Source organism: Phenylobacterium sp., from assembly GCF_044358365.1.
Lineage (GTDB): Bacteria > Pseudomonadota > Alphaproteobacteria > Caulobacterales > Caulobacteraceae > Phenylobacterium.
In genome coordinates, this window is record NZ_JBIKNZ010000026.1 from 16,874 (window position 1) to 41,895 (window position 25,022).

26 protein-coding genes are annotated in these 25,022 nt (G+C 66.7%); 17 read left to right on the top strand and 9 right to left on the bottom strand.

Annotation, left to right across the window (positions count from 1 at the left end; all coding sequences use genetic code 11):
- Positions 1-41 precede the first annotated feature (41 nt).
- The 8 genes from greA to ACIQ3B_RS09240 all read left to right on the top strand — a co-directional run bounded on the left by greA (position 42) and on the right by ACIQ3B_RS09240 (position 8,611).
- The gene (greA, locus tag ACIQ3B_RS09205) at positions 42-515 is read left to right on the top strand and encodes a transcription elongation factor GreA (protein WP_397401815.1); all 474 of its coding nucleotides are present in this window, start codon (positions 42-44) and stop codon (positions 513-515) included.
- A gap of 10 nt (positions 516-525) precedes the next feature.
- On the top strand, positions 526-1,497 hold the full coding sequence (locus ACIQ3B_RS09210; protein WP_397401817.1) for a mitochondrial fission ELM1 family protein: 972 nt from the start codon (positions 526-528) through the stop codon (positions 1,495-1,497).
- Positions 1,498-1,628: 131 nt separating this feature from the next.
- Positions 1,629-4,157 carry a beta strand repeat-containing protein gene (locus ACIQ3B_RS09215; protein ID WP_397401819.1) on the top strand — a complete coding sequence of 843 codons (2,529 nt, stop codon included), beginning with the start codon at positions 1,629-1,631 and terminating at the stop codon, positions 4,155-4,157.
- 83 nt (positions 4,158-4,240) lie between these two features.
- The gene (locus ACIQ3B_RS09220) at positions 4,241-4,960 is read left to right on the top strand and encodes a cytidylyltransferase domain-containing protein (RefSeq protein WP_397401821.1); all 720 of its coding nucleotides are present in this window, start codon (positions 4,241-4,243) and stop codon (positions 4,958-4,960) included.
- Positions 4,957-5,973: a UDP-2,4-diacetamido-2,4,6-trideoxy-beta-L-altropyranose hydrolase gene (gene pseG / locus ACIQ3B_RS09225; protein WP_397401823.1), complete on the top strand. Its 1,017-nt coding sequence runs from the start codon at positions 4,957-4,959 to the stop codon at positions 5,971-5,973. Before ACIQ3B_RS09220 ends, pseG begins: the two co-directional genes overlap by 4 nt.
- Positions 5,974-6,024: 51 nt before the next feature.
- The gene (locus ACIQ3B_RS09230) at positions 6,025-6,669 is read left to right on the top strand and encodes a class I SAM-dependent methyltransferase (protein WP_397401825.1); all 645 of its coding nucleotides are present in this window, start codon (positions 6,025-6,027) and stop codon (positions 6,667-6,669) included.
- On the top strand, positions 6,666-7,913 hold the full coding sequence (locus ACIQ3B_RS09235; RefSeq protein WP_397401827.1) for an NAD(P)-binding protein: 1,248 nt from the start codon (positions 6,666-6,668) through the stop codon (positions 7,911-7,913). The genes ACIQ3B_RS09230 and ACIQ3B_RS09235 overlap by 4 nt, the downstream gene beginning before the upstream one ends.
- Entirely contained in the window at positions 7,910-8,611 is a 702-nt protein-coding gene (locus ACIQ3B_RS09240) for a WbqC family protein (RefSeq protein WP_397401829.1), read from the top strand. The genes ACIQ3B_RS09235 and ACIQ3B_RS09240 overlap by 4 nt, the downstream gene beginning before the upstream one ends.
- Before the next feature lie 109 nt (positions 8,612-8,720).
- Here ACIQ3B_RS09240 and pseI read toward each other — a convergent pair whose 3' ends face one another.
- Complete coding sequence (gene pseI / locus ACIQ3B_RS09245) at positions 8,721-9,776, bottom strand: pseudaminic acid synthase (protein ID WP_397401831.1); 1,056 nt, start codon at positions 9,774-9,776, stop codon at positions 8,721-8,723.
- Between the two features lie 92 nt (positions 9,777-9,868).
- Between pseI and trxB the strand changes: the two genes are divergently transcribed.
- Both trxB and ACIQ3B_RS09255 read left to right on the top strand, forming a co-directional pair.
- Positions 9,869-10,855 (top strand): thioredoxin-disulfide reductase, encoded by a 987-nt coding sequence (gene trxB / locus ACIQ3B_RS09250; RefSeq protein WP_397401833.1) that lies wholly within the window; start codon positions 9,869-9,871, stop codon positions 10,853-10,855.
- 4 nt (positions 10,856-10,859) lie between these two features.
- Positions 10,860-11,348 carry a GNAT family N-acetyltransferase gene (locus tag ACIQ3B_RS09255; RefSeq protein WP_397401835.1) on the top strand — a complete coding sequence of 163 codons (489 nt, stop codon included), beginning with the start codon at positions 10,860-10,862 and terminating at the stop codon, positions 11,346-11,348.
- 92 nt (positions 11,349-11,440) lie between these two features.
- Here the strand turns inward: ACIQ3B_RS09255 and ACIQ3B_RS09260 are convergent, their stop codons facing one another.
- Positions 11,441-12,646 carry a cell wall hydrolase gene (locus ACIQ3B_RS09260; RefSeq protein ID WP_397401837.1) on the bottom strand — a complete coding sequence of 402 codons (1,206 nt, stop codon included), beginning with the start codon at positions 12,644-12,646 and terminating at the stop codon, positions 11,441-11,443.
- A gap of 183 nt (positions 12,647-12,829) precedes the next feature.
- On the opposite strand from ACIQ3B_RS09260, the gene ACIQ3B_RS09265 reads away from it, so the two are divergent.
- Complete coding sequence (locus ACIQ3B_RS09265) at positions 12,830-13,225, top strand: type II toxin-antitoxin system HicB family antitoxin (RefSeq protein WP_397401839.1); 396 nt, start codon at positions 12,830-12,832, stop codon at positions 13,223-13,225.
- A gap of 315 nt (positions 13,226-13,540) precedes the next feature.
- Entirely contained in the window at positions 13,541-14,794 is a 1,254-nt protein-coding gene (locus tag ACIQ3B_RS09270) for a P1 family peptidase (RefSeq protein WP_397401841.1), read from the top strand.
- Positions 14,795-14,866: 72 nt separating this feature from the next.
- On the opposite strand, the gene ACIQ3B_RS09275 is transcribed toward ACIQ3B_RS09270, so the two are convergent.
- The 3 genes from ACIQ3B_RS09275 to ACIQ3B_RS09285 all read right to left on the bottom strand — a co-directional run bounded on the left by ACIQ3B_RS09275 (position 14,867) and on the right by ACIQ3B_RS09285 (position 16,300).
- Complete coding sequence (locus ACIQ3B_RS09275; protein WP_397401843.1) at positions 14,867-15,418, bottom strand: hypothetical protein; 552 nt, start codon at positions 15,416-15,418, stop codon at positions 14,867-14,869.
- A gap of 218 nt (positions 15,419-15,636) precedes the next feature.
- The gene (locus tag ACIQ3B_RS09280) at positions 15,637-15,927 is read right to left on the bottom strand and encodes a helix-turn-helix domain-containing protein (RefSeq protein WP_397401845.1); all 291 of its coding nucleotides are present in this window, start codon (positions 15,925-15,927) and stop codon (positions 15,637-15,639) included.
- A 139-nt stretch (positions 15,928-16,066) separates the two neighbouring features.
- A complete protein-coding gene (locus tag ACIQ3B_RS09285) occupies positions 16,067-16,300 on the bottom strand; it encodes a hypothetical protein (RefSeq protein ID WP_397401847.1) in 234 nt (77 codons plus the stop codon).
- Positions 16,301-16,487: 187 nt separating this feature from the next.
- Here ACIQ3B_RS09285 and nadA point away from each other — a divergent pair, with 187 nt between their 5' ends.
- The 3 genes from nadA to nadC are packed head-to-tail and all read left to right on the top strand — an operon-like array spanning position 16,488 to position 19,971.
- Complete coding sequence (gene nadA / locus ACIQ3B_RS09290) at positions 16,488-17,603, top strand: quinolinate synthase NadA (RefSeq protein ID WP_397401849.1); 1,116 nt, start codon at positions 16,488-16,490, stop codon at positions 17,601-17,603.
- Entirely contained in the window at positions 17,603-19,123 is a 1,521-nt protein-coding gene (locus ACIQ3B_RS09295; RefSeq protein ID WP_397401851.1) for an L-aspartate oxidase, read from the top strand. Before nadA ends, ACIQ3B_RS09295 begins: the two co-directional genes overlap by 1 nt.
- Positions 19,120-19,971: a carboxylating nicotinate-nucleotide diphosphorylase gene (nadC, locus tag ACIQ3B_RS09300; RefSeq protein ID WP_397401853.1), complete on the top strand. Its 852-nt coding sequence runs from the start codon at positions 19,120-19,122 to the stop codon at positions 19,969-19,971. The genes ACIQ3B_RS09295 and nadC overlap by 4 nt, the downstream gene beginning before the upstream one ends.
- Positions 19,972-19,981: 10 nt before the next feature.
- Here the strand turns inward: nadC and ACIQ3B_RS09305 are convergent, their stop codons facing one another.
- The gene (locus tag ACIQ3B_RS09305) at positions 19,982-20,659 is read right to left on the bottom strand and encodes a DJ-1/PfpI family protein (protein WP_397401855.1); all 678 of its coding nucleotides are present in this window, start codon (positions 20,657-20,659) and stop codon (positions 19,982-19,984) included.
- 82 nt (positions 20,660-20,741) lie between these two features.
- On the opposite strand from ACIQ3B_RS09305, the gene ACIQ3B_RS09310 reads away from it, so the two are divergent.
- A complete protein-coding gene (locus tag ACIQ3B_RS09310; RefSeq protein ID WP_397401857.1) occupies positions 20,742-21,677 on the top strand; it encodes a GlxA family transcriptional regulator in 936 nt (311 codons plus the stop codon).
- Between the two features lie 68 nt (positions 21,678-21,745).
- Here the strand turns inward: ACIQ3B_RS09310 and ACIQ3B_RS09315 are convergent, their stop codons facing one another.
- Both ACIQ3B_RS09315 and ACIQ3B_RS09320 read right to left on the bottom strand, forming a co-directional pair.
- Positions 21,746-22,645, bottom strand: a complete 900-nt coding sequence (locus tag ACIQ3B_RS09315) for a cell wall hydrolase (protein ID WP_397401859.1) — start codon at positions 22,643-22,645, stop codon at positions 21,746-21,748.
- A 566-nt stretch (positions 22,646-23,211) separates the two neighbouring features.
- A complete protein-coding gene (locus tag ACIQ3B_RS09320) occupies positions 23,212-23,436 on the bottom strand; it encodes a hypothetical protein (protein WP_397401861.1) in 225 nt (74 codons plus the stop codon).
- A 66-nt stretch (positions 23,437-23,502) separates the two neighbouring features.
- Between ACIQ3B_RS09320 and ACIQ3B_RS09325 the strand changes: the two genes are divergently transcribed.
- The gene (locus tag ACIQ3B_RS09325) at positions 23,503-24,420 is read left to right on the top strand and encodes an alpha/beta fold hydrolase (RefSeq protein ID WP_397401863.1); all 918 of its coding nucleotides are present in this window, start codon (positions 23,503-23,505) and stop codon (positions 24,418-24,420) included.
- Positions 24,421-24,427: 7 nt separating this feature from the next.
- Here the strand turns inward: ACIQ3B_RS09325 and ACIQ3B_RS09330 are convergent.
- Positions 24,428-25,022, bottom strand: a 595-nt coding sequence (locus ACIQ3B_RS09330; protein ID WP_397401864.1) for an NAD(P)H-dependent flavin oxidoreductase, incomplete at its 5' end; no start/stop codon positions are given.

Here is a 25,022-nt window from a genome sequence, read left to right on the forward strand (position 1 = left end):
CTAGACTTGGGGATCACACCTAGGGCGAACTTCGAGTCACGATGGAAAAAGTTCCGATGACCGCCGAGGGCTACACGGCCCTCGACGATGAATTGAAGCGTTTGAAGACGATCGAGCGTCCAGCGGTGATCGGTGCGATCGCCGAAGCGCGCCTGCACGGCGATCTCTCCGAGAATGCGGAGTATCACGCCGCCAAGGATCGTCAGGGCTGGATCGAGGGTCAGATCGCCGAGATCGAGGACAAGATGGCGCGCGCGCAGGTCATCGACGTGTCCAAACTCTCCGGCAGCCAGATCAAGTTCGGCGCGACCGTCTCGGTCATAGACGAGGATACCGAGGAGGCCGCCCGCTATCAGATCGTGGGCGAGCACGAGGCTGATGTGAAGCGCGGTCGCGTGTCGATCACCTCACCCATCGCGCGCGCGATCATCGGCAAGGAAAGCGGCGACGTGGTCGAGGTGAACACCCCCGGCGGCATCAAGGCCTACGAGATCACCAAGGTGGAGTGGGTCTGACCCACCTGCCATGGCGCACGCGGCGCGTCCCTTAAGGATCTGGGCCGTTTCCGACGGGCGCGCCGGTATCGAGGCCCAGGCCCTGGGTCTGGCCGAAGCGGTCGCCCGGCTCCGCCCGGCGCATATCGCGATCAAGCGCATCGGCTGGAAAGCCGGTCTGGGCCGCCTGCCCTGGCGGATGATCCCCCCGGGTGCGCGCACCGGCGACGTGATCGGCGAACCCTACCCCCACATCTGGATCGCGGCTGGCCGGGCCACACTGCCGCTCTCAACCCGGATGCTGGCCTGGTCCGGCGGGCAGACCTTCGTGGTCCAGACGCAGGACCCCCGCGCCCCGCTGGATCGTTTTGACCTGGTGATCCCGCCTGCGCATGACGGTCTGACGGGTCCCAATGTACTTCCGATCCTGGGTGCGCCCAACCGGATCAGCCGCGAACGGCTGGACCTGGAACGGGCTAAGTTCCAGGAACGATGGGCGGCGCTTCCCACACCTCGCATCGCCGTCATCATCGGTGGTCGCTCCCGAGCCCACGACCTGCCGAAGCAACACGGGATCAAGATGGCGCGGCAGATCACCGCCGCGGTTGAAGCGGCGGGCGGATCGCTCCTGGTCAGTTTTACACGTCGAACGCCGCCTGCAACGCAGGCCGCCATGCGGGAGGTTTTCGCCAGCCTGCCCGGCGAGATCTGGGACGGAACGGGGGAGAATCCCTACTTCGCCATGCTCGCCAGCGCCGATGCGATCCTGGTCACCGAGGACTCCACCAATCTGGCCACAGACGCGGCGGCGACAGGCAAACCTCTGTTCACGCTCGGGATGGTCGGCCGGAGCCCGAAGCTGCAGGCGTTTCATGCGGACCTCGGCACGAGAGGGATCGCCCGGCCGTTCGCCGGCGAATTCACCGCCAGACTCTATGCCCCGGTGGCCGAGACCGACCGCGCAGCGGCAGAACTGTTGCGCCGTTACGACGGATCGTCTTGATGGGGCAGCAAATGGCGCCGGGAGTGAATGGTTTCTTGCCCGGGTGGTACGGCTTGGTAACCTTAGCTAAGGATTTGCCTTTACGCTCCCGCCTTAGGGACACAACCTGATTCGTATATGGGAGTCGCGCAGTGGCGATTTACTTCTTTGAAGAGATAACGGCCGCGCAGGCGCTGTCGTATAAGCCAAACGACGTGCTGGTATTCACGACCCCGGGGCTCACCGCCTCTCAGGTGTCGGTCACCTTCGTGCCGTTCACGTCAACTACGCCGGACTTCATCACGCTGACGGCTCCGGGCAAGATCGTCACCTTCAACGATCCGGGCGGTTATCGCGGCGAGATCGACTCGGCATTCTCCGATGGATCGCTGCTTTATGCCGGCACCACGGGCAACGACAATGTCACCGGCACCGGGGGCCGCGACGGTCTCTACGGCGGCTCAGGCAACGATACTCTACAGGGCGACGGCGGCGCTGATGTGCTGCAGGGCAACCAGGGCGATGACTCGCTCAACGGCGGCGCCGGCGACGATGTGATCTATGGCGGTCGTGACAATGACACCATTGACCTCGGTGGCGCGTCCAGTGCGGCGGTTATCCAGTTCGCTCAGGGCAACCTTGGCGACGACTCAATCACCGGCAGCTCCAATGCCGATCTGATTCTGGGCGGACAGGGCAATGACTCCATCAGCGGAAACGGTGGTGCGGACTTCATGCTCGGCAACCTCGGCGACGACACCGTCACCGGTTCGAGCAGCGACGACACCATCGGTGGCCAGGATGGCGCCGACAGCCTGACCGGTAGTGGCGGACAGGACAACGTGGATGGCGGCGAAGGCGCTGACACCATCGTCACGACAACCGGCAATGACACCATCGCTGGCGGCGGCGGCGGCGACACGGTGAACGCTGGCGGCGGTTCCAACAGCATCACCCTGGGCGCGGGCGCTGACGTTCTCGTGTCCGGCGCAGGCGCCGACAGAATTGACGCAGGTAGCGAGAACGACTCCATCACGGCGGGCGACGGCGCGAACGTCATCGAAGGCGGCACGGGCAACGACACCGTCAGCAGCGGCGCCGGCGACGACATCATTTCGCTGAGTGACGGCAACGACACTCTGGTGGATACGGGCGGCGCCAACACCATCACGTCCGGTGCGGGTCTGGACAATGTTACGACCGGTGGCGGCAACGACAACGTCAGCCTCGGCGAGGGCGAAGACACCCTCACTGACTCCGGCGGCACGAATGTGATCGACGGCGGCAACGGGGCCAATGTGATTTCGTCCTCGGGCGGCGGATCGATCAACACGGGTACGGGCGCTGACACGATCAGTGGTCTGACGGCCTCGACCGCCATCACCTCAGGCAGCGGCGCCGACAATGTCTCCAGCGGCGCTGGAAGCGACACCATTACCAGCGGCGACGGCGACGACACCGTCAGCGCGGGCGGCGGCAATAATGTGATCAGTGGCGGCGTTGGCGCCGACAACCTGAGCTCCGCCGCCGGCAACGACACGATCGACGGCGGCGACGGCGCCAATGTGATCAACGGCGGCGACGGCAACAACAGCGTCACGTCCGGGATCGACAACGACACCATCACGACTACGGCGGGCAACGACACCATCGCCACCGGCAGCGGCGCAGACAGTGTCAACAGCGGCGCGGGCCTCGACATCATCGGCACGGGCGCGGGCGCAGACTACATCGTCTACACCAGCCGCGGCGCGGTCACGGCGGGTGACGACAACGACACGGTCGACGGTTCGGCCAGCACGGTGGACTCCATCGTCGACGGCGGTGGCGGCAATGACTCGATCTCGTCCGGTACAGGCGCTGATTCGATCCTTGGCGGCGCCGGCGACGACACGATCACCGATGCAGGCGGCGCCAACTCCATCGGTGTTGGCGAAGGCGCCAACGTGGTCACCGCAGGGACAGGCGCGGACACGATTTCCAGCGGCTCCGGCAATGACACCATCACTGCGGGTGACGGCGCCAACTCGATCACGGACACTGGCGGCGCAAACCAGCTGAGCGGTGGCGCCGGGAATGACACGATCCAGGCTTCGACCGGCAACGACAGCATCAGCGGCGGCGACGGGAACAACCTGATCACCGACGCGGGTGGCAACAACACCATCACCACCGGCGCCGGGTCCGACACCGTCACCGGCAGCGCCGGCAATGACACCATCGACGGCGGCCTGGCCGCTGACGTGCTGAACGGCGGCGGCGGCAACGACACGATCACCGGCGGCGGTGGCAATGACACCATCACCGGCAGCACCGGCGTGGACAGTCTGGCCGGCGGCGCCGGCGCGGACACCTTCATCTTCGCCAGCACCGAAACCGGGATCACCCTGGCAACGGCCGACACGATCACCGACTACGCCGTCATCGATTTCTTCGACTTTGCCCAGGTCGCAGGGTCGGCTGCCAACTATTTCGAAGGCGCGGCCGGCGGCACCAATGACTTCGCCGCCGCCCTGGCGGCTGCCGATATCGCGCTGAACGGCACTCGCCTCTACGCCGCCATCAGCTACGGGGCCGACGTCGGCCTCTTTGTCGACCTCAACGGCGACGGCACGTCGGACCAGGTCATCATCCTTGTCGGTGGCGCGCTCGCGAACATCAGCGAAACCAACATCATCTAGACCTGCGCTGAAATTGAGACTGGCAGGGCCGTCCTTCGGGGCGGCCCTTTGCTTTTGGGGCGCATCGGGCCATTCAGGGGGTGATGATCCTCGCCGTCCTCCAGGCCCGCATGAGCTCGACCCGACTGCCGGGCAAGGTGCTCAAACCTCTCCTCGGACAGCCCATGGTGCTGCGTCAGATCGAGCGGTTGCAGCGCGCGGAGCAGATCGACCGGCTGGTGGTGGCGACCAGCACCGAAGCCTCGGATGACCAGCTGGCCGCGGTGCTGACCGGCGCGGGCGTTCCAGTGTTCCGCGGCGCCCTCAACGATGTGCTCGCCAGGTTCATCGGCGCCCTGGACGCCCATCCCGCCGATCACGTGGTGCGCCTGACCGCAGACTGCCCGCTGATCGACCCGCACGTGGTGGATGCGGCCATCGCCCTGCACCTGGCAGAAGCCGTCGACTACACCTCGAACACAGCGCAGACCTTCGCCTTTCCCAAGGGTCTGGACGTCGAGGTGGTGAGCGCCGCCGCGCTGCGCCAGGCCGCCACCGCGGCCACCACAGCCGAGGAGCGTGAACACGTGACCTGGGGTTTCTGGACCCGACCAGATCAGTGGAAGATCGCCTGGCTGCACAGCCCGGGCTCAGACGATGGCGACATCCGCTGGACAGTCGACACACCGGACGACCTGGCCTTTGTCACGCAGGTCTACGAAGCGCTGTATCCAGCCGCGCCGGCCTTTACATCGCAAGACATCCGCGACCTGATCGCCGCTCGCCCTGATCTCGCCCATCTGGGAGGGCATAGACGGATATGAGCAACCCACGGATCCTGTTTGTCGTGGACGCCGGCCCGCTGGTCGGCGGGGGTCACGTTATGCGCGCGCTGACCCTGGCGCAGGCCCTGCAGGCGCAGGGCGCGACATGCAGTTTCTCCGGCCCGTCGGCCATGACCGCGATACTCGACGCCTATGCGCCAGATATGGCCAGGATCGACACGGCCGATCTGGCCCAGGACAGCACATCGGCCAGCTTCGACGCTTTGGTGTTCGATCACTATGGACTGGGGGAAAGCGATCATCGGGCGCTGGCGCGGGGGCGCCCGGTGCTGGTGGTGGACGATCTGGCTGATCGGGCCCTGGGCGCGGATGTCGTGGTTGACGCCGGGCCTGCGCGCCGGGCCACGGACTATCTTGGCCTGACGCCCGACGATGCGCGCTTGCTGCTGGGTCCCGGGTTTGCCGCCGTCAGACCGGAGTTCGCGGCGCTTCGCGAGCCGGCGCTGGCCTGGCGCGGAGAGCCGGTCCAGCGGATTCTGATCGCCATGGGCCTGACTGACGTGGACGGGATCACAGCCCGTGTGGTGGAGCGGGTTCGACCACGGCTGAACGATACCGGCATTGATATCGTCCTCGGCGCCGAGACGCCCAGCTATTCCGGGTTGCTCAAGATCGCACGACGCGACCCGCGAATCTTGCTGCATGTGGACACCCCGCACATGGCGCGACTGACGGCGGAGGCTGACATAGGCATCGGCGCGCCGGGATCGTCCACCTGGGAGCGCTGTGTTCTGGGCTTGCCGTCCGTGCTGGTGGTACTCGCGGAGAACCAGCGGCCCGCGGCCCGCGCGATGGCCGAACTGGGCGCCGCCCTGGTGGTGGACGTGGCGGACGCTGACTTCGATACCGCCTTTGATCGCGCCCTCATGAAGCTGTTGCGTGACGCCGAAGCCCGCCGGGAAATGGCCGCCCGCAGCGCCGGGGTCTGTGACGGCCTGGGCGCCGGTCGCACGGCGGAGATCTTTCTGAAGCTGATCGCGGCGCGAGGCTGATCGGCGACAGCCTTAACAAAGTGTTTGTATCCCGGGGTCCATGCAGGACCCATGCGTGAGCTCCGCCAGATTCGCGGCCTGAAGTATCCGGACGAGTTTGTCGTACGGCACTTCTTCAAGCGCGGCCTGTCCGACCGCCCGGGACGGGTGCTGGAACTGGGCTGCGGAACGGGCAACAACCTGTCGCTTTACCTGACGTGGGGCTGGGACTGCGTTGGCGCAGACTATGATCAGGACGCGTTGAAGGACGCACGCTTCAACCTGGGCAGCGGCCCGGACCTGATCCAGGCCGATCTCTCGCAAGGCGCGCCGGAAATCACCGGAACGTTCGACGCCGTGATTATCCCCAACCTGCTCTGCTACCTGACATCCGCACAGGCCGACGCCGCCCTGATCGGCCTGAGGGCCCATCTCACACCCGGATGCGAGCTATTCGTCCGGACACGCGCGATCGACGACTACCGCTATGGCCGTGGCGTTGAAGAGGAGCCGGATGGCTACCGGCTGGCCACGCCCGAGACCGGGGAAGCCGGTCTTTTCAACCTGTTCTATAGCCCCGCCGGCCTGGTCGAACGCCTGACCCGCACCTTGTCGCTGGAAGAGCCGACCGTCCTGACCTGCCGCTTCGACAACGTTCAGGCCGGACGCCCCGTGCCCAACAACAGCGATGTCATTGTCTGGGGACGCTGCGGATGAGCCGGGTCAAGATCGTCGGCGGCGGCCTGACCGGCATCCTGGCGGCGTTCGAAGCCCATCGGCTGGGCGTACGTGATATCCAACTCTACGAACGCTTCGACCAACTGGGCGGGGTCGCCCTGCCGGAAACCCGGCTCGGCCTGGAAATGCGTGAGGGCTGCATCTACTTCGGGCCGAAGGATGATCCGATCCGCACCCTGCTGGAAGCCTATGGCCCGACATTCGAGGATTTCGACAACCGCTTCGGATCGGTGAGTCCCGACGGCGCGGGTGGCGTCACCTATGTCGATGATTTTGGCGGCCCGGCCCTGCCCTGTCACGGCATTGGCCTGACACCGCCCGCCGGTCCCAGCCTGGCCGACCGGCTGAACGCCTATCCACCGGACCTGCGCGATGGGCTCACCCGCTATGCGAGGTGGCATCTGGGGCATGACCTGAAGACTGTGCACGGCGACGCCGCAGTCCCGATGGCGATCAACAGGGTGTTTCCGCGCGGGTCGAACCTTGCAGATCTGGCCGAGATCAAGCGCCACGACGCGCTGGCCGATGAGCTTTACGCCATCCCGCGCGCCCTCTGGGGCCGTACGGCGAACCTGACGGCCAGTCTGCCGAAGGGCGGCTTCACCGGGTTGCTGCGGCGCTGCCGGCTGGCGCTGGAGGCCATCGGCGTGACGCTCCATGACCAGACGCTGGTGTCACCGCGCCAGGCGCTCGCCGAGCATGCGTCCGGCGAAGTGCTGGTCTGGGCCGCCAACCCCACGCCGATGTTCAAGGCTGTCGGCGTCGCCACGCCAAAACTGCTGCCCAAGAGCTTCTCCACTCACGTTTTCGCTGCCACCTGGACCGGCGCCAGGCCCTTCTACGTGCAGAACTTTACGGCAGAGGGCGCCTGCTTCCGGATCTATATCTATGAGACCGCCGGTCAGACCCTCCTGACCGCAGAGTGCGTCCGAGAGAGTCCGCTCACGGAACTTCGCCAGGAGATCCATCACCTGCTGCGGGGCTTCGAGGGCGAACTGGTGCTGGGTGACGTCCTCTCCACCAGCATCAAGCCGCGCTGGATCTATCATTCGCTGGAAGCCATGCAGGGCCTGGCGCAACTCCGGCTGGCGCTGGCCGACCGGATGGGCGACGCCTTCGTCGCGGGGGCCTGGGAGCCCTACGCCAAGGGACAGAAATTCGCCGAGGTCAACGCCGGCTTGGCCAGAGCCCTGGGCGTCGAGGCGCAGGCCGCCGCCGCATGACCCGGACAGCTGCGATCATGCAGCCGACCTACCTGCCCTACCTCGGCTACTTCCACCTGATCGCGGCAGCGGACGTTTTCGTCTTTCTTGACGATGTGCAGTTCGCCCGGCGCTCCTGGCAACAGCGCAATCGCATCTGGGGCGCTGCCGGCGAGGTGATGCTGAGCGTGCCCGTGCAGAAGGCCGACCGCGAGGCCAGCCTGTCGGTCATCGAGACGGCCGAGACCGAGCGCTGGCGTGAAAAGCACCTGAATTCGATCCGCCACGCCTACGCCCGGCGGCCACACTTCGCCGAGGGCATGGCGTTTCTGGAGACCCATCTACAGGCGCCGATCACCCGACTGGCGGATTTGAATGTCGAGATCATCCAGGCCGCCGCTCAATGTCTGGGGCTGGCGACGGCTTTCGTGCGGGCCTCCACGCTCTGCGCGCCGGGCGAGCGATCCGAGCACCTGCTGGCGATCTGCCGCGCCGTGAACGCCACGGAATACCTCTCGCCGATGGGGTCCCGCGACTACATGGTCGAGGACGGCGTCTTCGCCGGAGCCGATTTTCCGGTACGCTTCCAGGGGTTTGTGGAGATCGCCTATCCACAGGGCCATGAGCCCTTCGTCCCCTACATGGCCTTCATCGACGCGGTGATGAACCTCGGCTGGACCGGGACGCGGGACCTGATCAATCAGATGCAGGCCAACTAGAGCACGGCAGCTTGAAGTGGATACCGGTTCAAGCGCTCGTCGTGCTCTAAACATATGATAACGAGCCTGTTTATCCGGTTCAGATGATTCCATCTGAACCGGACAGGCTCTAGGCCAGCATATCCCAGGCCAGCGGTTCACCCCGGACCAGATCGCGGGCCGCCTTGCGCCCCATCACCTCGTCGAAGTGCGCGGGGGCCAGACCGTTGCCTGGCCGGATCGAGCGGACGTTGGCGCGCGTCAGCGTCTCGCCGGCCTTTACGTCCGCCGCCACATAGAGCGAGCGGCGGAACAGCAATGAGCCCCGCTCGGAGCCCAGCACATCATAGTGTGCGTTCCCCAGGGCGGCCCAGGCGGCCCTGGTGTCGTCGACCAGCGCCTTGAATTCCACTGGCTCAAGGCTGAACGCCGCATCCGGTCCGCCGTCCGCGCGGGCCAGGGTGAAGTGTTTCTCGATCACTGAGGCGCCCATCGCCACAGCGGCCACCGAGGCGGCGGTCCCCGGCGTGTGGTCCGACAGTCCGATCGGGCAGCCAAACCGCCCCGCCATATCGGCCACCGTGCGCACATTGGCGTCGGCGAAGGTGGCCGGATAGCTCGAGACGCAATGCAGCATGACCACGCCCGGCGCGCCGGCAGCCAGCGCCGTATCCCGCGCGGCCTCGATCTCGGCCAGGTTGGCCATGCCCGTGGAGATGATCAGCGGCTTGCCCCTGGCCGCCGCATAGCGGATCAGCGGCAGATCCACGGCCTCGAAGGAGGCGATCTTGTAGGCGGGCGCGTCCAGGCTGGCCAGCAGGTCCACCGCCGTCTCGTCGAACGGACTGGAAAAGATCGTGACGCCCCGCGCCCTGGCGCGCTCGAAGATCGCCGCATGCCATTCAAACGGCGTATGGGCCTCTTCGTAGAGCTCGTAGAGACTGCGTCCGTCCCAGAGGCCGCCGTGAATGCGGAACTCCGGCCGGTCCACATCCATGGTGATGGTGTCTGCGGTGTAGGTCTGGATCTTGATGGCGTCACAGCCGGTGTCGGCCGCCGCGTCGACCATCGTCAGGCAGCGATCGAGGCTGCCGTTGTGATTGCCGCTGAGCTCACAGATCACATAGGGCGGATAGTCTGCGCCGATCTTGCGGCCGGCGATTTCGATTTCCGGGGACTGGGCCATGCAGGGTTCCTAAAGCCGCTTGCCTGAAAGCGATGTTAACCAAAGCGTCTTCTGCCGTCGCGTCCGGCCGGAATCGACACTACATTGCGCGCATGTCTGAACCTCGCTCCGTCCGCTGCCTGATCGTGGGCTCCGGCCCCGCCGGCTACACCGCCGCCGTCTATGCGGCTCGCGCCCTGCTGAACCCCGTCATGATCCAGGGCATCCAGCCCGGCGGCCAGCTCACCATCACCACCGACGTGGAAAACTATCCGGGCTTCGCCGAGGTCATCCAGGGTCCCTGGCTGATGGAGCAGATGCAGGCCCAGGCCGCCCACGTCGGCACAGAGATCATCAGCGATATCGTGCTCAAGGCCGACCTGTCGCAGCGCCCGTTCCGGCTGGAAACCGACAGTGGCCAGGTCTGGCTGGCGGAAACCCTGATCATCGCCACCGGAGCCCAGGCCAAGTGGCTGGGCCTGCCCACCGAGCAGAAATTCCAGGGCTTCGGCGTCTCGGCCTGCGCCACCTGCGACGGCTTCTTCTATCGCGGCAAGCAGGTGGTGGTGGTGGGCGGCGGCAACACCGCGGTCGAGGAGGCCCTGTTCCTCACCAACTTCGCCGCCAAGGTGACCGTGGTGCACCGCAAGGCCGAGTTCCGGGCCGAGAAGATCCTGCAGCAACGCCTGCTGGCCCACCCCAAGATCGAGGTGATCTGGGATCACGCCGTCGACGAGGTGCTGGGCGACACCGACCCGCTCGGCGTCACCGGCGTACGGCTGAAGAACGTCAAGACCGGCGCGACCCAGACCATCGCCACCGACGGCCTGTTCATCGCCATCGGCCACGCGCCGTCCTCGGAACTGTTCAAGGGTCAGCTGGAGATGGACGCCAGCGGCTATCTGAAGGTCAAGGCCGGCACGGCGGCCACCGCGATCCCCGGGGTCTATGCGGCCGGCGACGTCACCGACGACGTCTATCGTCAGGCGGTCACCGCCGCCGGCATGGGCTGCATGGCTGCGCTCGAGGCGGTGAAATTCCTGGCCGAGGCGGACCACGAAGCCGCCCAGCACGCGAAAGCCGAGCCCGTCGGGGCTTGACCTGATGACGATCCGTCACGCCCGCCGGACCGATCACACCGGGATCGCCGAGATCAACACCCTGGCGTTCGGCAAGCCGGATGAGGCGGCGCTGATCCAGCGTCTGCGCGACGATGGCGACGTGATGTTCGAGCTGGTGGCCGAGGTCGATGGCGTGCTGGAAGGCCACATCCTCTTCAGCCGCCTGTGGGCCGACAATGGCCGCTTCTATGCAGCGCTCGCGCCCATGGCGGTGCGGCCTGCGCTGCAGACCAGAGGCATCGGATCCGCCCTGGTCCGCTCCAGCCTGGATAACGCCCGCGAGTTCGGCGCCCACGGCGTGCTGGTGCTGGGCCACACCGGCTATTATCCGAAGTTCGGCTTCCTGGCCGAGACCGCAGCGAATGTGCGATCTCCCTATTCCGGCTCGCCCGCCTTCATGGCGCTGGAAATCGACCCCGGCGCCTTCGCCGAACCCGTGATGGTGGCCTACCCCAACGCCTTCGCAGGCTAGAGGCTGGGGGCCGCCGCCCACTCTGCCGCTCATCCCGGCATTCGCCGGGATGAGCGGGGGGAGGACGCAGGTCAAACGGCGTCGACACCACGCTAGAGGCTGGGGGCCGCCGCCGCAGGGGCGCCCAATGACGGCGCTGCCGAACCCGATGCGGCCGTCTGGCCCATGTTGCGTTCCATGGCCTCCAGGCTCTCGTTGATGCGCTTGATCTCCTCGGCCGTCGGCTGGCGACGCGGCGACATCAGCACGCCCATCACCCGCGTGCGCTCGCCCCGGGGCACGGTGGGGTCGACCACGCTGTAGGTGCGCACCTCGCCGGCCACCGCCAAGGTGATCGTCCGCTCCGAGGCCACGCCCTGAAGCTCCGGCGACAGCACGCCGCCCTGGGTGCGCTGGTCCAGCCCTCCCAGAATCGACGGCGGCAGATAGGCCTCATTACCCGCATAGCGACCGGTGAAGGCTGCCGGCTCGCCCCACGGCCCCGTCCAGCGATAGAAGATGTGCTGGCCCACCTGGGTCATCTTCACCAGCGTCGGCGCCCAGTAGGGGGCCACATATCGGGCGTGATAGTGGGTGGCTGAGCCCACCGTCCTGTCGACATAGCCGCCCAGCGCCCGCTCGGCCACGGCCCTGGCGCGACGCCAGAGGCCCGGCTCAGGCGCATAGGCCAGCGCCCCGTCGCAGGTGAAGGTGAACTGGCACCCGGTGACCCGCGCCGAGCCCTGATAGACCACGCCGCACACCGATTTCGGGTAAGCGGGATGCCGCATCCGGTTCAGCACCACCTGGGCCACGGCGGCCTGGCCGACCTCGGGTTCCCGGGCCGCTTCGTAATAGACCGCCTCGCTGAGGCACTGCAGCGCCCGCGCGCGATCCTCCGCGCCGCCCTTGAGCACAAACGGCCGCATCGGCCGGATCGGCAGCCGCGAGAAGGGCCTGAGCGCATTGATCTCCTCGGCGACCGCCGCATCGCTCGCCGCGTCGTCCAGCCCCAGGTTCGGCACCTCATCCAGGTCGAGCCGCCCCCAGCCCGGCGGCCGCGCCCACAGATCCGGCCGCCGCTGTCCCGGATCAAACCGCAGCGCCAGCGCCTGCATCGCCGGGTCCATGTTCGACGTCAGCGTCAGGCGGCCGTGCCCCGAGACCTGCTGCGAGACAAACCGCGCCTTGTCCTGCGCCAGCTGCTGCTGATCCGATGGCGCGCAGCCGGCGACGCCCAGCACGGCCAGCACCAGGACAATCCCGGCCCTGGCGTCAGGCGTTCGCAAGTGTCGGCGGGCGAGGGTCATGGGGCTCATACGGTGTCCGGCGTCGCTTATAGGCGCAAAGGGTCGCGATTATGACCCTTGCCCCGCAAGTTTCGTGCAAGCGCTGGCGTGGCGGGCGGGGCCCAAACCTTGCCGAGATTCTCGATGATGTGTATAACTACACACGTGGAGAGACGTGATGTCATCAAGTCGCCTGAAACTGAAGTGACCCAGATGCGCCAGTATATCGCCCTGATCCACAAGGAAGCCGACAGCGACTACGGGGTCTCATTCCCCGACTTTCCGGGCTGCGTCACTGCCGGCGCCGACCTCGACGCGGCACGCGGCATGGCCGAGGAAGCTCTGGCCTTCCATGTCGATGGCCTCACCGAGGACGGCGAAGCCCTGCCGGAACCCTCCAGCCTCGAATCCGTGATGTCAGACCCCGACAATCGCGACGGCGTGGCGATCCTGGTCGCCCTGGCGGACGGCCCGGCCAAGACCGTGCGGGTCAACATCACGCTGCCCGAAGACGCGCTCCGCGAAATCGACGCCTATGCCGAGGCGCAGGGGTTCACGCGGTCCGGGTTTCTGCTGAAGGCCGCGCGGGGGGTGCTGGCGGGGGCGTGAGCCTGTGTTGGCTTCAGGGGTAGACTGAAGCGTTCATCGGCGGCGAGGGATAGGTCTGCCGTCGCCATATCTCGTCAAGCGTCGACGGATATCAGGCCCCCGTCAACGGACGCCGGGGGGTTCCGCTGTCTGACGCGCAACCGGAATGCGCGCTTCCGGGCGCCGAGCCTTCGGCTGCTGTCGACCCATTGCGGCCGTTGGGAGAGGCCGCTTTCGGGGCCGAGGCCAACGTCCGCTCCTGGCGCTACACCGACGTCCAGCCGATTGCGTGCTCCCCACGCGGCGTCTAGCTTCTCCCCGTCATTGGGGGTGAGCATGTACGGACGGATTCTTGCGCTGGTCATCATGTGCACATTTGCGAGTCCGTCGCTGGCGGCGGAGCCCCGGGCTCGCGATCTCGGTGTACCGTTCGATGGCTCCCCTGGGCCCCTCAATGCGATCACGGATGTCGCAGGGGTAGAAGTGGGGTTCAAATCCCTGGTCACGGGCGACGGCCCGCTGTTGCGAGGCAAGGGGCCGGTCCGGACCGGCGTCACCGCCATCCTTCCGCGCGGCAAGACCGATGCGCGGTCAGTGTTCGCCGGATACTTCGCGGGTAACGGCAACGGCGACATGACCGGCACGCACTGGGTGGACGAAAGCGGTGTTCTCGAAACGCCGATCCTGATCACCGGCACAGGCAGCGTGGGCGTGGTGCGGGATGCGGCGTTCAAGTGGCTCACCGAGCGCCGCCGTGACGCCTTCTTCTGGTACCCCGTTGTGGGTGAGACGGCCGATGTGCCACTGCACGACATGGGTGGCCACCACGTCACCACGAAGGACGCTCTCGACGCCCTGGACGGCGCCCGCCCAGGCCCCGTCGCCGAGGGCAACGTCGGCGGCGGCGTGGGCATGGTCTGCAACGGCTTCAAGGGCGGCACGGGAACGGCATCACGCCGCCTGTCCGCACAGGCCGGCGGCTATACGGTGGGCGTGCTCGTGCAGTGCAACTACGGCTCGGCCCATGGCCTCAGGATTGCGGGTATTCACGTGGCGCGCGAGATGAAACTGCAGCCGCACTGCGTGACCAAGCTGACCTCGCCGCCGCAGTCGATCTTCGGGCAGACGGCTCAGCTCTGCGATCCGAAGCTGCTGGCCATCGCCGACGCACCCGACCGGGAGCATCGCGGCTCCATCATCATCGTCATTGCGACCGACGCTCCGCTGACGCCGGATCAGCTGAAGCGCCTGGCGCGCCGGGGCGCGGTCGGGCTGGGCCGGCTGGGCGGTTACGAGGCCAACGGCTCGGGCGACATCTTCATCGCGTTCTCCACCGCCAATCCCGATGCCGACGATGGCAACTGGGAAGCGGATCCAAGCAAGCCAGCCGCCATCTCCCGGCTGACCAGCGAGGCCATGAACCCTCTGCTGGAAGCGACGGTGCAGAGCGTGGAAGAGGCGGTCGTCAATGCCATGGTGGCGGCGCGGACGATGACCGGCGCCGACTATTGGACCGTCTCGGCCATGCCTCACGATCAACTGCAGCAGGTGCTGCGCGCGCATGGGATGCTGGTTCCACCTGCGCGGTAGTCATCCCCGTTCGCGACCAACGTCCGCTTGTTGGCCCGAACCCAACGGTTAGAAACGACCCATTTCAGGCATTCAAGGGGTCTGGCCGCAGGCCGCTATTGGGGTGAGAGCCGTCTGCAACGCCACCCTATTTCCGGTCTTCCAGGCGCTGATCAGCTGTTGGCCCTTCGGGCTGACCCAAACGGTATAGGTGACGAGCTCGTTCGAGTTGTTTGCGAGCATCACAGCTTCGGCAAGTCCCGCCGATATTAGCCTAGCGAACTTAAGAAGCCCGTCGCCAGAGATGATCAAAGTTTCCTTGGGGTACTGTTCGAGGAATAGTAGCAGGTCAATTGTCGGATTGTCGAAAGCCCCGTTGAGAGCGACCAGCATGGCCTTGTAGGAGTATATGGCGTCCTGACTAATGGTCCCTCGGTGGTAAAGCGCGTGATCGGTGGGACAGAGTGCAATGAGGTTTTCAACGCCGTCGCCGCCACCGGCGTTCACTTCCCAAAGATGGTGAAGGTCGAGGGCAAGAATGCCGCGACAGGTTGGGACGGCGCACCGATAGCCGGCCTGGGTAAGCACGGCTGTACGCACCGCGACTGAAAGAGAGGTGCGCTCGCGAGGTTTCGCCGCAGCCATGTCGTAGCCTGATCTGAATGCCCCGAGCGCGCGTCAACGACGGCTACACGCTAACAGCTTGCAGCGCGGTTGTTCCAGCGTCAACGTGCGCTTTCCCCCCATTGCAGACATTCGGAACGTCCGCTGTCTGAGCGCACGGAAAGTCGGGATACGACTTTCCAGCCTGATCACCACAAAGCGCAGCCCCTCCACGCAATCCGGGCGCCCGGCCCGGACGGTCAGGCCGCGCGCAGCACGTCGCGGGCCTCGCGGGGCAGATGGGCGATGACCGAGAGATAGGCGCTGGCTGTGGCGTCGGGCTGGCGGCGGCCCTGTTCCCAGCCCTTCAAGGTCGCCAGTGGAATCCGGTAGGCGCTGGCGAAGGCCTGCTGAGACAGTCCCAGCCCCTCGCGGATCGCGCGCACGTCGGGCACCTCGAGGGTTTGGACGCGCGCCACCTTGCCCTTGCCTTGGGCGTGCGCAGCGGCTTCCTCCATCGCCGCGATCAGGTCCTTGCCAAAGTCCGACATCGCTTGTGCTCCTTCAATCCAAAGTGGCCTTGATCGCCGATGCGTAGGCGGCCACCGCCTTCTTCTCGTCCGCGCTCAGGTCGCTGGCCTGCGCCTTGGCGTAGGCCAGCAGCAGGTAAAGCGGACAGTCGGGCCGGTTTTAGAAATAGACCACCCGCGCCCCGCCGCGCTTGCAACTGCCCGCACGCGCCCAGCGCAGCTTCCTTACGCCACCTGTGCCAGGGATCACATCCCCTGCCTCGGGATTATAGGCGACGTAGTCCACCAGCTCGGCGCGCTCGTCCTCGCTCCAGATCTTCTCTGCCAAACGTGCGAATGCTTGCGTCTCGGCTACGGTGATCGGAAGCGTCTTCACGAGGGTGATATACGTCAATGACGCCCAAGAAACAAGGCCGTCGTTAGCCTACGTCGCGGCCTTCCCTTCTGGAAGCTGCCTGCGGTTTTCCGGAAAATCGGCTTGCGCTGACCGTCGATAGGTCTATATTTGCTTTTGCTCGAAGTGAGCATAACCACCGGTGTCAAGGTTCCAAAGGCCTCGACGCCTTTTACAGGCCCCAGTAATGCTCATTTTGAGCATAAGGAGGGTTACAATGGCCGCCGACGGATTTCAGTTCGCGTTCACCCCCGAGGTCGAAACCTCGACCGCCCCGCTCTGGGAAAAGGTCAAGCAACACGTCACGCCGATGGAGTGGCGCCAGCAGGCGCCGCTGATCGCCGAGATCAACCGGCTCAAGCGCGCAAAGAACGCCGTCATCCTGGCGCACAACTACATGACGCCGGAGATCTTCCACGGCGTCGGAGACTATGTGGGCGACAGCCTGGGCCTGGCCAAGGAGGCCGCGCGTTCCGACGCTGCGGTGATCATCCAGGCCGGCGTGCACTTCATGGCCGAGACCTCCAAGATCCTGTCGCCCGAAAAGCGCGTTCTGATCCCCGATCTGCGCGCCGGCTGTTCGCTGGCCAGCTCGATCACCGGCGCCGACGTGCGCCTGATCAAGCAGCGCTATCCGGGCCTGCCGGTGGTGACCTACGTCAACACCAGCGCCGAGGTGAAGGCCGAGACCGACATCTGCTGCACCAGCGCCAACGCCGTTCAGGTGGTGGAAGAGGCCGCCCGCCTCTGGGGCGTCGACCGGGTGATCCTGATCCCGGACGAGTTCCTGGCCCGCAATGTCGCCCGCCAGACCGACATCAAGATCATCGCCTGGCAGGGCCGCTGCGAGGTGCATGAGCGCTTCAACGCCGCTGACATCCTGGAGCTGCGCGCGGCTTACCCCGACGCCGAGATCCTGGCGCATCCGGAATGCCCCACGGACGTGATCGAGGCGTCGGACTTCACCGGCTCCACCGCCGCCATGACCGACTATGTCGCCAGGCGCCGCCCCAAGCGGGTGGTGATGATCACCGAGTGCTCGATGGCCAGCAATGTGGCCGCAGACTCGCCGGAGACCCAGTTCATCGGCCCCTGCAACCTGTGCCCGCACATGAAGCGGATTACCCTGGAAAACATCTACGAGACCCTGATCCACGATCGCTATGAGGTGACGGTCGACCCGGCCATCGCCGATCGCGCCCGGCTGGCGGTCCAGCGGATGATCGACCTGCCGCCGCCGACGGTCCCCGCGCGCTACGATCTGGTCAAGGCCCGTCACCACGTCAACGTGGAACTGATCTGATGGAGCGCTTGCGCCACGACGGCGTTGTGGTGGTGGGTGCAGGCCTCGCGGGCCTGAGCGCCGCCCTCAGCGCCGCACCAGCCCGGGTTCTGGTCCTCACTGACGCCCCCTTGAGCCACGGTTGCTCGTCTGCCTGGGCGCAGGGCGGCGTGGCCGCGGCGCTCGGCGCCGATGACGCGCCGGCCCTGCATGCGGCCGACACTGTGACGGCCGGCGCCGGTCTGGTCGTCGCAGACGTCGCCCGCCTGCTGGCCGAGGATGGCCCCGCCGCGGTCCGCCATCTCGCCGCCCTCGGCGCGCCGTTTGACCGCACCCCGGACGGCAGCTTCGCCCAGAGCCTGGAAGCCGCGCACAGCCGCGCCCGCGTGGCCCGCGTCAAAGGCGATCAGGCCGGGCGCGCGATCATGGAAGCTGTGGTCGTGGCCGTGCTGGCCGCGCGACACATCGAGGTCAGGACCGGCGCCCACCTCACCGGCCTGCTGCAGGGCGCCGACGGGCGCGTCCGGGGCGTCGTCGCCCGGATCAAGGGACGCAGCGTCGAGATCACCGCCCGGTCGGTGATCCTGGCGACCGGCGGAATCGGCGGGCTCTACGCGGTCACCACCACCCCGGCCGAGCTTCAGGGCGAGGGTCTTGGGCTGGCGGCCATGGCGGGGGCGGTGATTGCTGATCCCGAGTTCGTCCAGTTCCACCCCACCGCGATTGATATCGGCCGTGATCCCGCGCCGCTGGCCACCGAGGCCCTGCGCGGCGAGGGCGCAACCTTGGTCAATGGCGACGGCGAACGCTTCATGGCGGCCTATCACGTCGATGCCGAGATGGCGCCGCGCGATGTGGTGGCCCGCGCCATCCACGCCGAGCGCGAGGCGGGCCGGGGGGCCTTCCTGGACGCCCGCGCCGCTGTGGGCGCCCACTTCCCCGACGAGTTCCCGGCCGTCTTCGCTGCCTGCCTGGGCGGCGGCATTGACCCTCGCACCCAGCTGATCCCGGTGGCGCCCGCCTGCCACTACCATATGGGCGGGATCGCCACAGACAGCGACGGTCGCACCTCCTTGCCCGGCCTCTATGCCGCCGGCGAGTGCGCCTCGACCGGCGTACACGGCGCCAATCGACTGGCGTCGAACTCATTGCTGGAAGCTGCGGTGTTCGGGGCCAGGGCTGGACGCGCCGCCGCCGCCGCCGAGGCGCCGGTCACGGGAGCTACAGAGCCAGTCATGGCGGCTGACCTGGCGCCGGGCGACCTCCAGACCCTGCGCCAGGCGATGAGCCGCGACGCCGGAGTCATTCGCGATGCAGCCGGGCTCCAGCGCTTGCTGGACCTGATCGACCAGCTGGAGATCGCCGGCGGCCGCAGCGCCCCGCTGGTCGCCGCACGCCTCGTGGCGGCCTGCGCCATGAACCGTCGCGAAAGCCGGGGCGGCCACTACCGCACCGACTTCCCGGAACACGCGACGGCCGAGCGCACATTCGTGACGCTGGATCAGGTCACACACCCCAATCTGAAGTTCGCCGCCGAATGATCGAGCCCCTGCCCGACCTGCTGGTCTCCCCCATCGTCCGCGCCGCCCTGGCCGAGGATCTGGGGCGCGCCGGCGACATCACGGCCCAGGCCTGCATCCCGGCCGATGCGCGATTGACGGCGGTGTTCAATGCCCGGCGCGGCGGCGTGGTGGCGGGCCTGTCGTGCGTGCGGCTGGCCATCGCCGAGCTGGACCCGACGGCCATATTCACCCCGATGGCGACCGAAGGCCAGACCATCAGCGCGGGAACCGCCCTGGCCCATGTCAACGGCGCCGCCCGGGCGATCCTGTCGGCCGAGCGCACCGGCCTGAACCTGCTGGGCCGCCTCTGCGGCATCGCAACCCTGACCCAGGACTTCGTACACGCCGTAAAGGGCACCCGGGCCCGGATCACAGACACCCGCAAGACCACGCCGGGCCTGCGGGCGCTGGAAAAGTACGCTGTGCGCTGCGGCGGCGGGACCAACCATCGCTTCGGCCTGGATGACGCCATCCTCATCAAGGACAACCACGTGGTCGCCTGCGGTTCGGTGGGTGAGGCCGTGCGCCGCGCCAAGGCCTTCGCCGGTCACCTGGTCAAGGTCGAGGTCGAGGTGGACAGCCTGCTCCAGCTCCAGGAAGCCCTGGCCCACGACCCTGACGTCATCATGCTCGACAACTTCACGCTCGAGGACATGGCCGAGGCGGTGAAGATCACAGCGGGCCGGGTGGTGCTGGAGGCGTCCGGCGGGGTCACCCTCGATACCGTCCGCGCGATCGCTGAAACCGGCGTGGACGTGATCAGTGTCGGCGCCCTGACCCACTCGGCCAGGGTGCTCGACATCGGACTGGATGCGGTGGGCAACTAGGCCACAGCGCCTAGCTCGTCGCAGCCGCCGCTTTGACCGCTGCCGTCCGCGCGTCGGCCATTTCCGCCATGCGCGCCTTGATTTGCGCCAGAACCTCCGGGCGGGCCAGCTCCGGGCGTCCGGAGTTGAAGGGCGGCGCTGGCGCATACTCCAGACCAAGCTGCACCGACTCGGCATAGTCCTGCCCCGCCAGTTCGGCCAGCATGGTCAGGGCGAAGTCGATCCCGGCGGTCACGCCGCCGCCGGTGAAGACATTGCCGTCCCGAACCACGCGTTCGTCGGAAACGATCGCGCCGAACTCGGACAGTTGGTCGCGCCAGGCCCAGTGCGATGTGGCCCGCTTGCCCGTCAGGAACCCCGCAGCGCCCAGGATCAGCGACCCGGTGCACACCGATGTCAGATAGGTCGCTCCCGCGCCAAGGCGGCGGATCGCGGCCATGAAGGCCGGATCAAGCATGGCGTCTGTAGTGCCGAACCCTCCCGGCACGCACAGGAGGTCACAGCGCTCCAGCGTGGCGAGATCAGCCAGGTTCGAGAACCGGAGGCCCTCGGCGTCGATGTCCTGCCCCCCCATCGAGGCGACGACCACGTCGGCGTTCGGGGTGCGGACAAGCACCTGGTGAGGTCCTGTGAAATCGAGGTGGGTCACGCCGGGATACAGCGCAAAGACGATCTGGAATCTGGACATCCGGGGTCTCCTGAGAGTTGACGGACTGGATCTATACGACGCATGGTTTGGCTGAAATGACGTTATTCCAACATTTTCTGCCATGAGCCGTCGCCTCGCCCTGGTGATCTTTCCGGACTTCCAGTTGCTGGACGTCGCGGGCCCCATCGCCGTGTTCGAAATCGCCGAGCGCTATCGGCCCGGAAGCTACGACCTGACGGTCGAAGCAGTCGAGGGCGGCCAGATCCCGAGCTCCTCAGGCGTCTGCCTCGCAGCCCGACCGCTCAGCCAGGGCCCCCTCCATACGGTGATGGTCTCGGGTGGAGACGGCACGCGAGATGTCGAGGGTCTGCAGGGCATCGTCCGATGGCTGCGCACCGTCGAGGTGCAGCGCCCCACCAGCGTCTGTTCCGGCGCCTACCTGCTGGCCGAGGCCGGCCTTCTGGACGGACGTCGCGCCACCACGCACTGGAGCCGGACCGACGACTTCGCCCGCCGCTATCCCAGGGTAAAACTCGACGCCGATCGCATTTTCATCCGGGACGATGACGTCTGGACCTCGGCGGGCATCACCGCCGGCATCGATCTGGCCCTGGCGCTGGTGGAGGACGACCTGGGCGCTGAGGTGGCCCGCATGGTCGCTCAGGCGCTGGTGGTTCATCAGCGTCGGCCCGGCGGCCAGTCGCAGTTCTCGGCGCTCATCGATCTGGGCGGGCGGACGGGACGCTTCGGCCCGCTGATGGACTGGGCCCGCGCCAATCTGGCATTGCCGCTTACTGTGGAGCAACTGGCCGACCAGGCGGCGATGAGCCCACGCAACTTTGCCCGCGCCTTTGTGGTCGAGACCAGCACGACCCCGGCCAAGGCGGTGGAGCGATTGCGGCTGGAAGCGGCGCGCGCGGCGGTCGAAAACGGTTTCGACCCGATCGACCGCATTGCCGAGGCCGTGGGGTTCGGCGACCCTGAACGGATGCGCCGCGCCTTCCTGCGCGCCTTCGGCCTGCCCCCACAGGCGCTGCGCAGGTCAGCGCGGAGTTAGATCCTTCCGGCCTGCGCCTTCAGCCGCATCAAGCACCGTCTCTACCGCCGCACGGGCGAGCCCCCGTCTCAGGAGGTCGAGACGGTCGCCGACTGCGGCGCTGCAAGCGCTGCGGCCTCCGTTGGCTTCGGCGCAGGGGGTGAAACCGGGACAGGCTTGTTCCGCAGCTCGGTCGCCGGACGCAGGGACGCTTCGATGGCGGTTTCGACCAGTTCAGGCGCCACGTTCACGTCCGTGGGGAGCCCGACAGCGCCGGAGATCAGTACGACCTTCTCCGCCCTGGATGCTTCACGCGCCGCGACCTGAACGCGGTAAGGAGACAGCTTGTAGAAGATGTGGGTTCCGACCCGGGCCACCCGCAACATGGACGGCGCCCAGAACGGCGAGACCGCCGTGGTGTGGAAGTGGGTTGCGCGCCCGATGTCCGCGCCGGATGCGCCGGCCAGGGTGCGCCGCGCCACGCTGCGGGACCGGTCCCAGGCCTCGGCATCACGGATGCGCTTCATCGAGCCATCGCAGGTGAAGCTGAACTGGCAGCCTGATCGGCCGGCGCCCTGGAACACGACCCCGCAGACGGTCTTTGGAAACGCCGGGTGACTGACCCGGTTCATCACCACCTGGGCGACGGCGGCCTGGCCGCGGGCGCTTTCTCCGCGGGCTTCGTAGTAGACGGCTTCTGTCATACACTCGAGATCAGCCCGGCGCATCGCCTTGGCCGCGCCGCGATCATTGCCAAAACGGATCGCCACAATCTGCGCATCCATGCCGGCGCGAAAGCCGTACTGCTCCAGACCCACGCGAAGGCCCCGCCCCTGAGCCTCCAGGTGCGAGCCGGTGTAGCCCGTGGCCGCAACCTCGGCCATACGAATGGCTTCAGCACGCTCGGCGATGTGGCCGCTCATGCCGGCCACCAGATAGGCGGCGCCGAGGAACAGGCCCATACCCGATCCCCACAGTGCGGCGCTCAAAAGCCCACGCCTGTCGGCGTGCGCTTGCGTTCCATAATTCAAAATGGGACGGTCCTCAGCGGCGAGGGCGAACTTGCCCCCCAACTTTTGTCGCCGCGCTCGCCCCTGCTCATGCTGGTAGCGACCGCCGGCAGGCCTGCCCCGAGTTCCGTTGGTGGGGGGAGGCGACGGCAAATGGTGGAGCGTATATGAATGCCCGAGGCATGAATGGCAACAGGTTTTTGCGGCGCAACATTAACGCGACGATGCCGCCTGATGCACGATAGATCGGATGATCAGTCACAAGATGCTGACTTATCAGCGCAATTCATGGCGACTAGGCCTGCGGAAAATCTAGTCTTCCGTTAGGCAAGAAACCCTTGGAAACCATATCGATTTACTCTGTTCGCACCCGCACAAAGCTTCACCGTGGCCACGCGAGCAGGTGGCAGACGCATCTGGCGCAGGTCTTGCTCCGTACCTGCCGCAGGGAGCAACGGGAGCGTACACAAAATGCGCCATCTAATTCTATCCATGGCGACACTGGTGGGCGTCCTGCTGGTCGCGGCAAACGCCGCCCACACCCTCTAGGCCCGCCGCGCCGCAGGCGACGCGAAAGCGCGGTCCAGCTGACGTAGTCTCCAGCGGCTCACGCCAGCGAGGGTCACGTAGACCAGGACCGCGCCGGCGATCCCGATCGCCATGCCCAGAGTCAGGAGCAGGGCCGCCGTCAACGTCGGCGCGGTCCGATCTTTCACCCCCGCTGCGTCTTCACCACCCACTACGACCAGGATCGCCAGCACCAAATACAATGGCGAGCGCCTTCGCCGGGCTCAGGCGGCGTGCTAGGTACGGCGTAAATCAAAGGGGAAGCGGCAATGTTGCGCACGATGATGGGTCTTCTGGCGGCCTTGGCCATCGGCTCGGCGGCCCAAGCCAAACCGCAGGATATGTACGCCACCAACAATGGCGTGAAGATCCACTATGTGGTCGACGGCAAGGGTCCGCTGGTGGTGATGGTCCACGGTTTCCCCGACTACTGGGGTACCTGGAAGCCGCTGATGGCCGAGTTGAACAAGGCCGGCTATCGCACCGCCGCGATGGACACCCGGGGCTATAATCTCTCCGACAAGCCCGAGGGCGAGGCCGCCTATGCCATGCCCAATCTGATCGGCGACGTGGCCGCCGTGATCGCGGCAGAGGGTCAGAAGAACGCCATCATCATCGGCCACGACTGGGGCGCAGCCATCTCCTGGCAGGTGGTGTTCAACCGTCCTGACCTGGTGAACACGCTGGTCATTATGAGCGTGCCCCACCCCGTCGGCTTCGCCCGCGAGATGGCCACCAATGTCGAGCAGCAGAAGAACAGCCAATACGCCCGCAATTTCCAGCAACCTGGCTTCGAGAAGAACCTGTCGGCGGCGGGCCTGGCCAGCATGGTCGCCGGCGTCAAGGATACCCCCCGCAAGGCCGGGTACCTCGAGGCGTTCCAGCGTTCGAACCTCACCTCGATGATGAACTACTACCGCGCCAACTATCCGCGCGGGACCGGTGACGCCGTCGCTACGCCCTCCGGCATCACCGCCGCCAGCCCGCCGATGATCAAGGTTCCGGTGCTGGTGATTCACGGCATGAAGGACACGGCGCTGAATGCCGCAGGCCACGCGGGTACCTGGAACTACGTGTCCGAGGACACCACCATCCTGATGATCCCGAACGCTGGCCATTTCGTGCAGCACGACGCCGAAGCGCTGGTCAACAAGACGGTCCGCAGCTGGCTGAACGACCGGAAATAGGCGCGGTTCAGGCGAGAGACCTGGCCCGCCCGTACCTGGCGCCCAGCTCCGCCATCACCGTCTCGAACTCCGCAATCGTTTCGCTGAGAATCTGCGCCACCGGCTTTACGGAATCGATGCGTCCGGCGACCTGTCCGGTCAGGGCGATGGCGGCTTCCATGTCGCCGCCGAAGTAGAGCTGCAGCGCGTTCGCCATCTCGCCCATGATGTTCGCCGGCGGCTCCAGTTCGAACTTCGTGGTCTTCTCCGTGCGCAGCGCGCGCAGCGCCGGGCCAGGGCCATGGCGGTTGAGGAACACCGTGTCGGTTTCCCTGGCGCCAACGATGCTGTCCTTCCAGTTCTGGTGAACCGGGCTCTCGGCGGCTGAGACCATGCGCGTCCCCATCTGCACGCCCTCGGCGCCCAGAGCGAAGGCAGCGGCCATGCTGCGGCCATCGGTGATACCGCCCGCCGCGATGATCGGCAGATCGGTCCTGGAACGCACCAGCGGCAAAAGCACCATGGTGGCCACATCACGGCCGTTCTTGAACCCACCGCCCTCGCCGCCCTCGACCACCAGCCCGTCGACGCCCGCCTCGATGGCCTTCTGCGCCGCCGCCATA

Bases quoted from the DNA above. Each gene is read 5' to 3' on its own strand.
- greA (WP_397401815.1), top strand. From the start codon at position 42: ATGGAAAAAGTTCCGATGACCGCCGAGGGCTACACGGCCCTCGACGAT.
- ACIQ3B_RS09220 (WP_397401821.1), top strand. From the start codon at position 4,241: ATGATCCTCGCCGTCCTCCAGGCCCGCATGAGCTCGACCCGACTGCCG.
- ACIQ3B_RS09210 (WP_397401817.1), top strand. From the start codon at position 526: ATGGCGCACGCGGCGCGTCCCTTAAGGATCTGGGCCGTTTCCGACGGG.
- ACIQ3B_RS09265 (WP_397401839.1), top strand. From the start codon at position 12,830: ATGCGCCAGTATATCGCCCTGATCCACAAGGAAGCCGACAGCGACTAC.
- ACIQ3B_RS09275 (WP_397401843.1), bottom strand. From the start codon at position 15,418: ATGGCTGCGGCGAAACCTCGCGAGCGCACCTCTCTTTCAGTCGCGGTG.
- trxB (WP_397401833.1), top strand. From the start codon at position 9,869: ATGTCTGAACCTCGCTCCGTCCGCTGCCTGATCGTGGGCTCCGGCCCC.
- ACIQ3B_RS09260 (WP_397401837.1), bottom strand. From the start codon at position 12,646: ATGAGCCCCATGACCCTCGCCCGCCGACACTTGCGAACGCCTGACGCC.
- ACIQ3B_RS09325 (WP_397401863.1), top strand. From the start codon at position 23,503: ATGTTGCGCACGATGATGGGTCTTCTGGCGGCCTTGGCCATCGGCTCG.
- nadA (WP_397401849.1), top strand. From the start codon at position 16,488: ATGCTCATTTTGAGCATAAGGAGGGTTACAATGGCCGCCGACGGATTT.
- ACIQ3B_RS09255 (WP_397401835.1), top strand. From the start codon at position 10,860: ATGACGATCCGTCACGCCCGCCGGACCGATCACACCGGGATCGCCGAG.
- ACIQ3B_RS09270 (WP_397401841.1), top strand. From the start codon at position 13,541: ATGTACGGACGGATTCTTGCGCTGGTCATCATGTGCACATTTGCGAGT.
- ACIQ3B_RS09235 (WP_397401827.1), top strand. From the start codon at position 6,666: ATGAGCCGGGTCAAGATCGTCGGCGGCGGCCTGACCGGCATCCTGGCG.
- ACIQ3B_RS09240 (WP_397401829.1), top strand. From the start codon at position 7,910: ATGACCCGGACAGCTGCGATCATGCAGCCGACCTACCTGCCCTACCTC.
- ACIQ3B_RS09305 (WP_397401855.1), bottom strand. From the start codon at position 20,659: ATGTCCAGATTCCAGATCGTCTTTGCGCTGTATCCCGGCGTGACCCAC.
- ACIQ3B_RS09280 (WP_397401845.1), bottom strand. From the start codon at position 15,927: ATGTCGGACTTTGGCAAGGACCTGATCGCGGCGATGGAGGAAGCCGCT.
- ACIQ3B_RS09230 (WP_397401825.1), top strand. From the start codon at position 6,025: ATGCGTGAGCTCCGCCAGATTCGCGGCCTGAAGTATCCGGACGAGTTT.
- pseI (WP_397401831.1), bottom strand. From the start codon at position 9,776: ATGGCCCAGTCCCCGGAAATCGAAATCGCCGGCCGCAAGATCGGCGCA.
- pseG (WP_397401823.1), top strand. From the start codon at position 4,957: ATGAGCAACCCACGGATCCTGTTTGTCGTGGACGCCGGCCCGCTGGTC.
- nadC (WP_397401853.1), top strand. From the start codon at position 19,120: ATGATCGAGCCCCTGCCCGACCTGCTGGTCTCCCCCATCGTCCGCGCC.
- ACIQ3B_RS09295 (WP_397401851.1), top strand. From the start codon at position 17,603: ATGGAGCGCTTGCGCCACGACGGCGTTGTGGTGGTGGGTGCAGGCCTC.
- ACIQ3B_RS09310 (WP_397401857.1), top strand. From the start codon at position 20,742: ATGAGCCGTCGCCTCGCCCTGGTGATCTTTCCGGACTTCCAGTTGCTG.